This is a genomic window from Zooshikella sp. RANM57, from assembly GCF_050749885.1.
GTDB lineage: Bacteria > Pseudomonadota > Gammaproteobacteria > Pseudomonadales > Zooshikellaceae > Zooshikella.
In genome coordinates, this window is the sequence record NZ_JBOIUB010000009.1 from 154,035 (window position 1) to 167,631 (window position 13,597).

Sequence of the window (13,597 nt, forward strand, 5' to 3'; positions counted from 1 at the left end):
AGATGTTTGAGATCAAAATGGAAAACACCAATAGCGAAGGACATATGAAACAGAATGAATGGATTAAATATTTATGCTCTACTAACCCCAAAAAGGACCTTATACCCAGGTTTATTATACTAACATGTTTAATTTTTTTGTTAACTGGATGTAGTAAACCCGTTCCTGAAAATAAATTAGACTATGTTGGTCAGTGGCAAAGTGAAGAAATGCGGCTTTTTATTTCGCGAGATGGTACTGTGGCTTATAAGCGTTGGAAAAAAGGAGTAACGACATCAATCGATGGTCCTATTACTGAATTTATAGGGGATGATTTTGAGGTCGGTGTGTTATTTATTACGACCCGATTTGAAGTGTCTACGCCACCAAAACAGGTGGATGGGGTCTGGCAAATGGTGGTTGATGGCGTAGTATTAACCAGAGTTGGAGAATAAATTATTTGTTGAGGAATGGGGCTAGCCTTGTCTGTTTATTACATTAACTGTATACTTTGCGTCCACTTTAGAATTGATTTGAAGACATTGATATGAAAGGAGAATATATGATTGTAACTAACGAGAACCCATCATTTGCAGGTTAACATTAAGCAAAAATCCTTCCTAATAGGTTATACCTTCCTTTTTTAGCCTAATGAGCTAGCCTGCAACCAATAGTTTTTTTACGTGTTACTCAGTGCATTTTGCAGTGGGTATTTGGATATTTTTATTGGTTTACAAGGTTGTTTATGGGCAATTCATTGCGCATTCTTGATGATAAAACCGCATTAGTAGCAAGTGCAGAGTGTTGGATAGAAGGACGAGCTGTTCAACAATTACAAACAACAGCGAAACTAGAGGGTATGCGTCAGGTTGTAGGTATGCCTGATTTACACCCTGGACGAGGTTACCCAGTTGGTGCTGTTTGCTGGAGCGTAGAACAGTCATTGTATCCAGCATTAGTGGGTAATGATATTGGTTGTGGCGTTGCATTTTTTTGTACTGATGTGTTGGGACATCGATTGAAGCTGACCAAGTTAGAAAAGCAGCTGAGTCAATTACCCTCATTAGTAGATGATGAGTATTACTCGTTTCTGCAACAGTCAGGAATACCTGATTTACCAGAGAATAGATCTCTAGGGACTGTTGGTGGCGGAAATCACTTTGCTGAGCTTCAGCAAGTGGTTGAAATTTATGAGCACGTAGAATCTTTGGCGATTGCTAAAGATCGACTTTATTGTTTAGTTCACTCCGGTTCCCGTGGTTTAGGCCAAAAAATTTTGGCGAATCATGTTCGTGAGTTTGGCCATAAGCCATTATCGAGTCAGCAGGCACAGCAAGCATATATTAAACAACATAATCAGGCTCTGACCTGGGCAAAACTAAATCGTGCGTTAATTGCGCTGCGCATTCAAAAGGCAATGAGGTGTCAAATGCATTGCTTATTGGATGTGGCACATAATTTAGTGAGTGCTGTGTGTCTTAATGGCGAATCAGGTTGGTTGCATCGTAAAGGCGCTGTTCCTGCCGACCAAGGTCCTGTGGTGATTCCAGGTTCAAGAGGGGACTATAGCTATTTAGTACAACCTCGGGAGGACTGGAGAAGTTTAAACTCATTGGCGCATGGTGCGGGGAGAAAATGGCAGCGTAGTGAGTGTTATGGACGACTAAAAAAACGTTACACGGTAAGTGCACTGCAACAAACCAAAATAGGTGGTCGCGTAATTTGTGATGACCGTGAACTTTTATTTGAAGAAGCCCCTGAAGCGTATAAAGACATTAACCATGTTATAGAAACGATGGAGCATTTTGGCTTATTAACTAAGATAGCGAAATTAAAACCTGTTATTACGTATAAAAAGCCTTATGACTAAGTACTTTAAAGTGACACTTTTATGTTTTTAGAGTTCTACTCGTGGTGATCAGGAAGGAGATCATAGATCTCCTTCATTCAATCAGCAGGTTTACTTAATATCAAATCGCCAAGGGGTTGACTCATTCCCTGCCTGATCAGCTGCTATGACACAAAGCACTTGAGGTAATTCTTCTCGTTTAAAGAAAAAGTTGGTCCAAAATGGAATACGATAACCTTCTGGGTTCTCGCAATCAGTTGAGTCTGGTTTACCCTGTTTTACTTTAAATAAACTAATTTCAGGTGGCAAATATCCAAGCTGTACAAATACACTATCCTCTCCAGGAGAAATATGTAAGGGTGGTTTCACTGTGGGAGGCGTGCTATCAAGCTTTTTATGGGCCATCGTCGCATATTGTGGTGACTGCCAGTTTTCAGAATATTCTGGGTTATCACCACCTATCACGCATAAAAACCGATAACCTTCTTGTGTGCCAAGTGTATCTTGAATAACAGGCTGAAGTGCTGTTGAGATAACGCCACTGTAGTCGTATAGATCTTGGCAGGCAACATGAGACGAGGTTACTTTATAGCGATAATAGTCGTGTCCTTTGACGGTAGTTTCCCAGCTTGGATAATGTGCTATGCCTTGGTCATCTAATTCCGGTTTAGCATCACCATAGCGATAATCTAATGTGACACCCTTTCCCTTATCGAGGGTGCAAGATGATGCATTTAAATCAAAAACACCATTTACAAAGCAGGAGTTAAGCTGTGTGACTGGAAAGGCATAGTTGCTGTCTTTTTGTTTTTCTACACCATTTTCAGAGAGTTCACAGGGTGCACCATTAAAACATACTGCATATTCGCTACTACCTGTTGTTGTAGTATTTAAAACACCGACAACTTCATTTGTGTATCGATTGATTACGGGTGAGCCTGAGCTACCTCCCTTGATATCATGACATTTATTGCGTTGGGCAGAAAACCAATTCCAATGTGCTTCAATAACATCATGCGTTGATTCTTGAATACAGGCAGCGATGCGCATGTAGGATTGATCATAAGGAACACCATCTGTTGGAGCACCAATGATAAGGATGTCATTGTTTTCGGGTAAAATTTCTGTTGCAAGCTTCATAGGTGTGATACCTGCTTGCTTTAACTCACCAACAGTAGCGGCTAGTTCAATAATAGCTAAGTCATGGCCGCGCATGGTGGCCCATTTTATTGTTTTGGCGGTATAGGATTGTTGTTGTTCCTTTGTGTCAATGAAATAGTTAAAAATAACAGAGCCTGATGCTTCTTCATTAACTTGAAACTCGTTTTCATTCCACACACCTGTACAGTGTCCGTTCGTTATGACATAGGCTGGTCCACTATCATTACCCGTGTCGATAAATGTACCCGTACACGTCATGCCGCCACTGACAGATACGCGAGCAATAGCACGCCAGTGATTGTGTTCTCCCTGTTGGTTATTCAATAGTGTTGAATGACTGAAATTTACAATACCTTCGCCCCAGTCATATTGATTAATTGAGGCAATTGTTGTTGTAAGAGGGGATAATAGCGTTGTAGTGAATAAGCTTGAAAGGATTAAAAAACGTCCATTTTTTCTTAGTAACATGTTTTTACTCCAGTTAGTCATGAACTGTCGTTCAATGTTACTAAACAAGTACTTAATAATAAGCACCAGTTGTCGTGCAATCTATGGTACTTATCGGTCGGAAGACAAAATAGGGGAATGATGTTGCATGTAAGCAGCCTTAGAGAAATTATTAGTGAATAAAATATTTCTCTAAGGTGCTTTTAGAAGGTGGGTTTAGGACTTGGTTTAGCTCACACTTCATTTATTTAGACTGAGCCATGACTGTATCTAAGCCAAAGTTATATTTTTTCAGGTTACTGTTATGCTTTTTGGAAAACTGTTTAAAGTCGATACTTTCCCAGTTTCCTTTTCCAAACCGTTTTAAGTACTCTTGAACGGCATCTTTGGTGATCACACTCATTTTTGAGCGCATGGATAGGCCTTCATCAGCAAAGTCGATACCATTAAAGTAGTCATAGAGCATCACTGCAACCCAGCCTCCTTCCATGAAATGCCCGCCAACAGTGACTGACATGGTCCCTTGGCTTACTGCTTCCATACCTTCTTTACTTAAATCCACACCGCCTGTAAAAATATCCTGGCCGGGTGTTTTTCCTAGTTTCTTAATTGCATCAACAATACCAATTGACATAAGATCACTCGCAGCCCAAGCCACAGAAGCTTCAGGGTAACGTTCGTACAGTTTTGTGAATTTCAAAGTAGCTGTGTCTTTATCCCAGTTTGCAGGAACAACTTGTTTAAGCACAGCATCACCACGTTTCATGGCTTCCTTTAAGCCTTTGTTACGTTCAATCGCAGCACCATCAGCACTATGACCTGAAATAGCGATTACGTGAACTTTGCCATCTTTGCCTAATTTCCCAGCGCTTTTTGCCATATCAACAAGGGTATTTGCCAAGTTTGCGCCTGCACCTTGGTCATCGGGTAACATTTCGCCTAACCAAAACTTATATTTTGCTCGAGGCATACCAACATCGTTTGCATGATCATTGGATATTCCTGAATTAAATAAGAAAACGGGGATTTTGGCTTCTTCTGCTGCTTTAATGAGCTGGTAGGCTGATTTTTGAAAGTTGGGGAATACAACAGCATCCACCTTTTCTTTAATGGCTTGTTGAAAAGCTGAAATCATATTGTCACGACGACCTTCAGCGTAGAATACTTTGAACTCCATACCCAAGTCTTTACAAGCTGCATGCATAAAGCTCTCAACGGGTCCCCAAAATGAATCTCCCGCGGAGCGCGTAGTGATAAGTGCAAGTGTTTTGGCATTGACTGTACAGGTGGTTATAAGTAGTAGGCAAATTAATGAAATACGTTGTATTGATGCAACCATAATGGACTCACTCCTGACAGTGTATTGATAGTAAGGTTGGTTGGTGTTGACCTTGCTATACATATCAAAGAAGCCATGGCGCTGTTTTTACTCTCTTCATTGAGGTTAATTTGTATAGCAGTTTTACATGTGTATAGCAGCCATTTGTATTGATTGCGACTTATTGTGGGAATATATCCTTTGTTGGGTGTATATGTATTATTTCATTCAATTTTATAACATGTTTTTTGAATATTAATGAAGAATATATTTAAATAATGCAACGATGAATATTTCATATAAGCCTCTTTTATGAAGCTATATTAAATAATTATTATGTTAATTTAGATGACACAATGTGCATCATGTATTACTGGATTTGGAGGATAAGTCCATGCTGTTGCCGTGGTCTCGAACGTTTTTATTCATAGTAAGTTATTTTTTAGGGGGATGGTTAGGGTTTGCTCTAACGCTAAATACGTCTTATGCGGCAGAAACGACACAGGTTAATCCAAAGCTATCGGTTGAAGAAAAAATAGCGCCATTGAGTGATAAGGAAGTCCGGTCATTGCTGATCGAGAAAATGACAGCTGATGCTGAATCACGAAAGAGGCAGTATATGTTTAACACGTTTCGTGATCATGAGGGCTTGTTTAAACAACGTTTTCAAGCAATTAAAGAAGATTTGAGCCAGTGGCCTGAAATATCGAGTCAACTTTATCAAAATATTCTGGGTGGGAACGATGGTGATTTTGTTCAGTTTTTACTGTTTAGTGTTGGTATGTTGGTATTTGGCATCTTGGTGGAGAAGGTTTTAAGCATTAAACTTAGTCAGTTTAATCAACGCATTTTAACACAAGAGTCACATGAATGGACGACCGTCCTGGGTTATTTTTTGCTGCGTGTTTGTTTTAATTTGATTAGTGTTGGCTTTTTTGCCGCAGGCTGTGCTCTATTTATATTTTGGATTGAGCTATTTGACGGTACTGAAAATGCAATGCTTTCAGTCCTGTATGCAGTTATTAATATTCGAGTCGTTTATGTATTATCTAGAGCAGTTTTTGCTCCTCATAGTAAAGGAATTCGTCCATTGCCTTTGCAGTGTATGGACGCAGCGCGATTTCATCACTGGGTTATTTTATTTAGTGTTATATACTTTTTCATGGGGGAAATATTCAGTCTTGCGTTAGCCAACGGTTGGCCACAGGTGCTAAACGATTTTGCTGTCCCTACTTTGGTGGGTCTTCCACTAGTAGCACTAGTCATTATTTTTACTTGGCGAGAACGGAAACTTATTGCTGAATTGTTTAAAGAAAAACTAGCACAGCCTGAGAAGAAAGAGCAAAAAGATTGTTCAAATGCAGTGCAAATTGTAGCACAGGCATGGCCTTTTTTATTTACCTTTTGGATTATTACGCTTTGGGCTGTTTGGGCAATGAATTTAATTGCAGGCAATTATGAGCTGGCAAATAAAGTTAGTATTGCTTGGTGGATTACGCTGTTTTTTCCTTTAATTGACCGTATTTTTTACCGTTTGCTGCTTAAAGTCATAACGATTAACTGGCTACAAAGCCGTACATTCCCAGAGCGTTCCTATCGTTTTGTTCATGTATTACAGTTAGGTTTTCGTATATTGCTTATTGGTTCAGCCATTATTGCGTTAGCAGAATCCTGGGGGTATGGTGCTTTAGCGATGTTGAACACTGCAGTTGGTCAGCGGATGATTTATGCTGCTGTGGATATCATGATTACACTGTTAATGGCGTATATTGCCTGGGAAGTGATCCATTCATTGATAGAGCGTAAATTACCAGAGCCTCCATCTGAAGATGAGGCTGGCAATTTGGAAGGTGAAGGCGGTGGAGCAGGGGCTTCACGTGTTGAAACATTTTTACCTTTGTTAAGAACTTTTTTATTAGCGGTTATCGTTGTCACTGTCATTATTACCATTTTACAGTCTCTGGGAGTGCAGATAGGGCCATTAATTGCTGGAGCAGGAGTTGTTGGCATAGCAATAGGCTTTGGCGCCCAAAAACTTGTACAAGATATTATTTCTGGTGTGTTTTTTCTGTGGGATGATGCTTTTAGACGAGGTGAATATATCGAAGCCGCAGGCTTAAGAGGCACGGTTGAGCGTATATCTATACGGTCAATGTGCTTGCGTCACCATTTAGGCGCTGTACAAACTTTGCCTTATAGTGAGATTGCGACAGTCGTTAATCTAAGCCGTGATTGGGTAACGATGAAGTTAGAGTTGCGTTTACCTTATGATACTGATCTTGAAAAGGTTCGGAAAATTATCAAAAAAGTTGGACAGCAAATGGCGGATGACCCTGAATACGGCCAACATTTTCTGTTGCCACTCAAATCACAGGGTGTTACGAGAGTTGAAGAGTCAGCATTAATTGTTCGCATGAAGTTTACCTGTAAGCCTGGCGAGCAATGGGTGATTCGACGTGAAGCTTATCGTAGAGTGAAGGAAGCTCTGGAAGAAAATGGTATTAAGTTTGCGCATCGCGAAGTACGTGTGCGATTACCTGATGAAGGAGAAGATGGATCAGAAGCAACGGGTAATATTCCATTGCCATCTCATATTGCTAAATCCGCGGCGGCTATAGCGGCTGTACTGGCTGCTGACGAAATCAAAAAGCAAAATAGAATTGATGATAATAAAGCGGATAGCTTTGACCAGGATGAAGGTGATATTTAAGGATTTTAAAGAAAAGCGTTTGTAATTGCGCCAAGCATATTCCTTTATTTTGGTGATAGGCATGGCTCTGAGTTAACGGCTAACTGAGAGCAATCATCATATTATCCCTTGCTATGGATACATTGGCTGGCAACTGTGGTTTATGGGTTAGAAAATAATTGTCCATTTGATGACTGATATGTGTCAGCCAGCTTTGCTTGGGATTGAGTTGCTCAATAATTGCTAGAGCCATAGTCAGATTATTATGACTTTTGGGGTGAGTATGCTCAGGGCTGTGTGTGCAATCTAAAATTATATATTCAGGAGCAAACTGTTTTAAATATTTCATGGAGTCATCTGGTAAGCCGATAGTGTCTGTTAAGTATGCAAGTTTACCCTGTGGATGGGTGAAGCAATAACCTTGGGTTGGTTTCGAATGTTGAAGTGGTACTGTGGTGATGGTTATTCCACATAACGTTTGTGGTGTAAAAGGCTCGATAATTGGGTGGATATCGATGAGTCCTGGATGTTTGAAAAGATCATCACACCCTTGTGGATCATTGGGTCCATACACAGGGATTTTTTTTCCTGTTCCCCACCGAATTGAGAATAAACCTGCGACGTGATCCATATGGTAGTGAGTGAGGAAAATAGCCGTAGGTGGATGAGTTCGGCAGTGCATATCTAAATTAGGCAGTCCAGCATCCAATAATAAACTATGGCCTGCAACGTCCAGCTGTGCACAGCAAGGCGCACGTCGATAACCTTCATGCTCTATAGCAAGTGAACATGCTGCACAGTTGCAACCAAATAGTGGTACTCTTCCAGCATCTGCTGTTCCTAAAAAAGTTAATTTCATCAACTTATTAGGCTCCCCAATCCAAATAGTGTTAACAGACCCTAGCGTATTACATGCATTCATTCATTATAGCTGGTTGGTAAGCTTTTAAGTGATTTGGTTTTATTGGGAATAAAGCGTATCCAGCTAAAAAGGAGGTTCAAAAGGATCATATTCAGGTAGGCAGTTTTTGTAATTGTCCAGTAGTAATGAATGTCCAGTAATGTTTTCTATTGCTTCAATATTATAGGGACGGTACAAAAGCTTAGTGATTTCTGCAGAATGAGTGTCTAATTTGCTAAATTTTTTTGTAAACTCAAGGTAATAGTGCAGTCTTAACCATTGAATAAGCACAAAGTCTTTGAACAGTTTTTCGTTATTAATTTTAGTGTAATAACTTGGATGGTTTGTTTTGGCATGTCTTAAGTAAAGCAGTAAGTGATACATATAGGCTGCGGCGCTATCTCTAGCATTACTTGCACCATAGCCATCAACAAATTCACCAACAATACCAACTCCTGCTAAGCCCATTAAGCCGGCATTGAGTTCACTTAATACTCCCTGCATTAAATAATTACCCTGCACGTTATCACGTAAATAAATATCATCCCAGGACTTGGTTGCATTACCTTCAATTAATGGAATTATTTCTTTACGAGGAAAGCCTTTATGTATTGGTACTTTAGGTTGCCAGTGTTGATTAACAAAGCCGGTGAGATTTTGCTCCCAGTCTGTTCTTTTGTAATCTAGGTCATACATATGAGTCTCTTCATGAATAGCAACCATAAGTGACTCAGCCATTTTTCTAAAACTTGTTTTATCGATAAATTGTGAAAAATAAGGGTCGTTTTCTTGTGCTCTAACCAGCATGGCCCCACTTGGCCATCGCCTATCGTAAGTGGATTTTAAGATGGATAGCCAGTTTGTACCACGAAATTGACTAATTAAATCAGATAAATTCGATTTTGGAGTTTGTACTTCTTGGTAACAATAACCTGTGTTTTTACTTAGATATTTAGTATTTGATATGAGTTTTATAGTGTGATTTAAATATTTTGGTGTAATTTGAATCGTGTAGATACCTTTCTTTGCAATATAAATACTACAGGCACTATGGCCTTTGCTATTAATTCTTGTAAACTGGCAGGTTAAATATTCGTAGTTGGGTGGCTCGATAACATTGATTTTTAAGTTGCCCCTAATATCAGACATTGAAGTACTAAAGGTCAAAGTAGTTTTATTGCGAGGTATGAGTATATTGTAATTTATAATTGTATTGTTTGTTAATGATGAATAAGAATATATCTGGGTATTGATTTTGATAGGCACTATTAAATCGGGTTTTGTCGTGTGAGCATGGCAGCTTGATGAAAGAATAAGATAGTATATCAGAATAGATAAACTAAAAATTTTATATATCATGGTTTCTTCCTCCTTGAAGCTTGAATATTTCTTTTTGAAATTTACTTTGGATTTTTAGTTAGTGAATTTTTGGGATTGCAGGAGTGAAGGCTTTAATAACGAGTAAGAGTAGGATGGTTTTGTATTGTTTTACAAATAAATTTTTTTTAACAGTAACGTGATGAGAAATAACTATATACTTAACAAGATAGTTAATGGTATGGAAAAATATATTTCGTTACTGATAGATACATTTAATTGTTTTGTGAGTATGCATTAATATCCAGCCAAAGCCGTTTATCATCTAAAGGCGTTTCTTTAGGGAGTATAGGGTTATCTATTTCAAACACCTTTCGTTTTTTAAGTTTGGCTCTTTCAAGTAATGGTTGATGGTATTCAAGGAATAGTTTATCGAAGCTTCCATCCTCAATGGCAATATTTAAACCTTTATTAAGTAAGTAAGCCAAATCCCTATCTTTTTTATTTACGAAATAGTAAAAGGCTGTAGGATATTTGATAATGATTGAGGGTTCAACCACAATGCCTCGTTGGGCATGGGTTTTGGCTTCTGCCCAGATTTCAACAATTGAACGAGGAAAATAATCAAAGCGATGAAGGGAAAGCATGCGAAACAGTCCCTCATATGATGCAACACCAAGCACTTTAAAGCCATTTTCTCTAAGAATTGCTGTGTCAGGCCAGTCGTGACCTTGTCCTGCCGTTAACAATTTAAGTTGAGCTAGAGACTCAACCGTTTGAAAAAAAATAACTCGATCTTCATTGACCAAAGGTAAGCGCCATCCAATCAGTCCTTTATAAATTGGGACTCTAATGGGTTGTAGATCTGTCTCTCGTTCTTTGGAAGTCATTGACCAAACAACATTAACCTGTTCTCCTGCGGCTAACATTTTTAAGGCTCTGCCTTGTAACATTACATTATTACTACTCGTTAAGTGAAAAGGTGCTCCCGACTTTTCCAGGCCGAGCGCTAGTAACTTGGATGGGTAAGCAGTGCGTTGGTCATCACTTGTTACAGGCCTTGGGTAGATGACATCAATTTTCTCTGATGCGTGACAGGCGTAACTAAGAGCACCCAGTATTAAACTAACGCTGATTTTAAGTAACCGTGGCATGTTTTTACATCAAAACGGACATAATTATAACTATATCTGCCTTAGTATAGCGTATTAGCGGGTAGAACAATTTTTTACACTTTTTAGATTTCTCATTGGCTTCTGTTTGTGGAACTCAATTTTAACTTCAATATTTTATTAGTCGCCTTGTAATAATTTTAGGTGTTTTCTAACCAATTGGTCTGCTAAGCGTGTGGTTTGAGGTTGTCTATAGCGGTTACTGCATTTGAGTACCCATTCAATAGCATCCTGATGGCTAGTGAGATGACCTGGGGAGACAAAAACAGGTTTGATATTGTTTTGTGTACATACTACATGGCCATTTACTTGATTATCTGCCTGGATGGGTGAAGTATTGCCACGAGTAAGTAGAGGAGGTGTGTACTCTCCCCAGTAATGCGTTTTAGCACATCCTATGGTTGGTATCTCCAGTAACACACCTAAATGGCTGGCTAATCCGAAGTGACGAGGATGGGCAATGCCTTGGCCATCACAGATTATTAAGTCTGCAGCTTGGTTCAGTTTTGCTAATGTTGGAAGAATGGCAGGAATTTCCCGAAATGAGAGTAACCCTGGGTGATAAGGGAAGGCACTTTGATGGTAAGTGACATGAGATTCAATCAGTTCTAATGAGTCTGCATTCAGTAATACAACGCCAGCAACAACTAACTGGTGATCTGTATCGTATGCGACATCAACTCCTGCCACAGTTTTTATGGTTTTTTCAAGTGGTCTAACTTTTACATAATTTGACCACTCATCTTGTAATTGTTGTGCCTGATCTACCGTTAAGTCCCAAGAATGACTTCTGTGCACATTCATAGTCAGCTTTTATACCTATTGTGTTGTCTTATGCAAAATCATTAGCTTTGCGTATATATACCCTTCGCTATGGATATTGAGTTCATTTCTACTAAGGCTTGAAAAAAATTACTTGTTTTCTCTAGGAGAGAATTTTACCAGAAAGATAATTAATGAACGTACTTAACTATATAGTTAGGTAGAGCATTGTCATTAATAAGGGTAATCATTGAATAAAAATTAGACACTTTCAAAGACCAAAGATAATAGTAAGAAGATCCTGTAAGTATTTATCACAATATTGCTACCTTATTTATACTAATTAAAACCATCTTATTTCACCTAAAATAATGTGACTTAATTAAAGTTTTGGTTGTTCTTTGAGCTGTGAGTTTCTGTTGAAAAAGTTATTTATATCTCGCCTAACTTTTTAGAAAGTGTATTGATGTTGCATGTATAATAAATTAATGTGGAAACTACTTAAAAATATGTCACTCATTGCTAAGTTTTTAGCGCATATATTTAGGTAATAATACCTATGATGTCTTTTTTGTGGAAGACATGTTTTTCTTTATTTGAGACATCTACAAAAACAATAGACTTAACTCAAGTTTGCTCAATATATAGACAAATAAAATATATAGACAAATAAAATAAATTATTTTGCCTACATAATACTTAGGTGGCTTATATGAATAACGAAGAAGTAGTACAGAGTAGTTCTGTAGAGAATAACGTTCAGAAGTCGACATGGACAAAAAATGATGTGAGTTGGGTGTTAAGCCTGTTTGGAACAGCGGTTGGAGCAGGAGTTCTCTTTCTACCTATCAATGCAGGAATGGCAGGGTTTTGGCCATTAGTTATTATGACGATTTTAGTTGGTCCTATGACCTACTTAGCCCACAGAGGGCTGTGCCGGTTTGTATTATCATCTGGAAAGCCTGGAAGTGACATCACTCAGGTTGTGGAAGAACATTTCGGGCAAGGTGCAGGAAAACTAATAACCATCCTTTACTTTTTTGCTATTTACCCAATCTTATTAATCTATGGTGTTGGTATTACTAATACCGTTGACAGTTTTTTAGTGAATCAACTTGAAGTAGCCTCTCCAGCGCGCTGGATGCTATCACTGGTATTAATAATGGGTATGATGTCTGTCATGCTATTAGGTGAGAAGTTTATGCTGAAAGTGACTCAGCTTTTGGTGTATCCATTGATCACAATTTTGGCAGTATTATCTTTTTGGCTGATACCTGAGTGGAATTTGGGTTCATTGTCTGAGATGCCCAGTTTAAGCTCAATTAGTATTACTTTGTGGCTTACAATTCCTGTGCTGGTATTTGCTTTTAATCATTCTCCAGCAATATCAAGCTTCGCACTTGCTCAACACCGTGAATACGATAATAAAGCAGTTCACAAGTCTGAACGCATTTTATTTGCTAATGCAGGCTTGCTATTGGGTTTTGTTATGTTATTCGTGTTTTCATGTGTATTGAGTTTAAGTCCTGCTGAGTTAGCTGAGGCTAAAGCACAAAATATTTCTATTTTGTCTTACCTAGCCAATAAGCAAGACAGTATGATTATTTCCTACATAGGGCCTGTTGTGGCATTTCTTGCTATTGTTAGTTCATTTTTTGGACATTACTTAGGTGCTAGAGAAGGATTAAACGGTATTATTTCTCAACAAGCTAAAAGTGCAGGCATTAACATTCCCCAAAAAACTGTAAATCTGATAACAATAGTATTTATTATTGTTACACTTTGGATTGTTGCTATTATAAATCCAAGTATTTTGGGAATGATTGAGTCTTTAGGTGGGCCAATCATCGCGGCTATATTATTCATTATGCCTATGTTTGCTATACGTAAAGTTGCTGCTATGCAAAAATACCGTGGGGTATGGACGAATGTATTCGTCTCAATAATGGGCTGCATTGCAATTTCTGCAATTTTATATCAATTGGTGGCATAGCAGGTCCTT

Annotated in this window: 10 protein-coding genes; 4 read left to right on the plus strand and 6 right to left on the minus strand. The window is 38.6% G+C overall.

The window, feature by feature from the left end; genetic code table 11:
• The first annotated feature begins 17 nt into the window (after window positions 1-17).
• Window positions 18-434, plus strand: a complete 417-nt coding sequence (locus ACQ96U_RS18575; protein ID WP_431722762.1) for a hypothetical protein — start codon at window positions 18-20, stop codon at window positions 432-434.
• 290 nt (window positions 435-724) lie between these two features.
• A complete protein-coding gene (locus ACQ96U_RS18580) occupies window positions 725-1,849 on the plus strand; it encodes an RNA ligase RtcB family protein (protein WP_431722763.1) in 1,125 nt (374 codons plus the stop codon).
• Window positions 1,850-1,939: 90 nt separating this feature from the next.
• Here the strand turns inward: ACQ96U_RS18580 and ACQ96U_RS18585 are convergent, their stop codons facing one another.
• Window positions 1,940-3,457, minus strand: coding sequence for a trypsin-like serine peptidase (locus ACQ96U_RS18585; RefSeq protein WP_431722764.1), 1,518 nt, complete (start codon window positions 3,455-3,457; stop codon window positions 1,940-1,942).
• Between the two features lie 223 nt (window positions 3,458-3,680).
• On the minus strand, window positions 3,681-4,775 hold the full coding sequence (locus ACQ96U_RS18590) for an ABC transporter substrate-binding protein (RefSeq protein WP_431722765.1): 1,095 nt from the start codon (window positions 4,773-4,775) through the stop codon (window positions 3,681-3,683).
• Window positions 4,776-5,148: 373 nt separating this feature from the next.
• On the opposite strand from ACQ96U_RS18590, the gene ACQ96U_RS18595 reads away from it, so the two are divergent.
• Window positions 5,149-7,464, plus strand: coding sequence for a mechanosensitive ion channel family protein (locus tag ACQ96U_RS18595; protein WP_431722766.1), 2,316 nt, complete (start codon window positions 5,149-5,151; stop codon window positions 7,462-7,464).
• Window positions 7,465-7,543: 79 nt separating this feature from the next.
• On the opposite strand, the gene phnP is transcribed toward ACQ96U_RS18595, so the two are convergent.
• The 4 genes from phnP to ACQ96U_RS18615 all read right to left on the minus strand — a co-directional run bounded on the left by phnP (window position 7,544) and on the right by ACQ96U_RS18615 (window position 11,637).
• Window positions 7,544-8,302 (minus strand): phosphonate metabolism protein PhnP, encoded by a 759-nt coding sequence (phnP, locus tag ACQ96U_RS18600; RefSeq protein WP_431722767.1) that lies wholly within the window; start codon window positions 8,300-8,302, stop codon window positions 7,544-7,546.
• Between the two features lie 126 nt (window positions 8,303-8,428).
• Entirely contained in the window at window positions 8,429-9,493 is a 1,065-nt protein-coding gene (locus ACQ96U_RS18605; RefSeq protein WP_431722768.1) for a hypothetical protein, read from the minus strand.
• A 443-nt stretch (window positions 9,494-9,936) separates the two neighbouring features.
• Window positions 9,937-10,815 (minus strand): substrate-binding periplasmic protein, encoded by an 879-nt coding sequence (locus tag ACQ96U_RS18610; RefSeq protein WP_431722769.1) that lies wholly within the window; start codon window positions 10,813-10,815, stop codon window positions 9,937-9,939.
• Window positions 10,816-10,953: 138 nt separating this feature from the next.
• Window positions 10,954-11,637, minus strand: coding sequence for an endonuclease V (locus ACQ96U_RS18615; RefSeq protein WP_431722770.1), 684 nt, complete (start codon window positions 11,635-11,637; stop codon window positions 10,954-10,956).
• Between the two features lie 670 nt (window positions 11,638-12,307).
• On the opposite strand from ACQ96U_RS18615, the gene ACQ96U_RS18620 reads away from it, so the two are divergent.
• Complete coding sequence (locus ACQ96U_RS18620) at window positions 12,308-13,588, plus strand: serine/threonine transporter (RefSeq protein ID WP_431722771.1); 1,281 nt, start codon at window positions 12,308-12,310, stop codon at window positions 13,586-13,588.
• The last annotated feature ends 9 nt before the right edge of the window (window positions 13,589-13,597 follow it).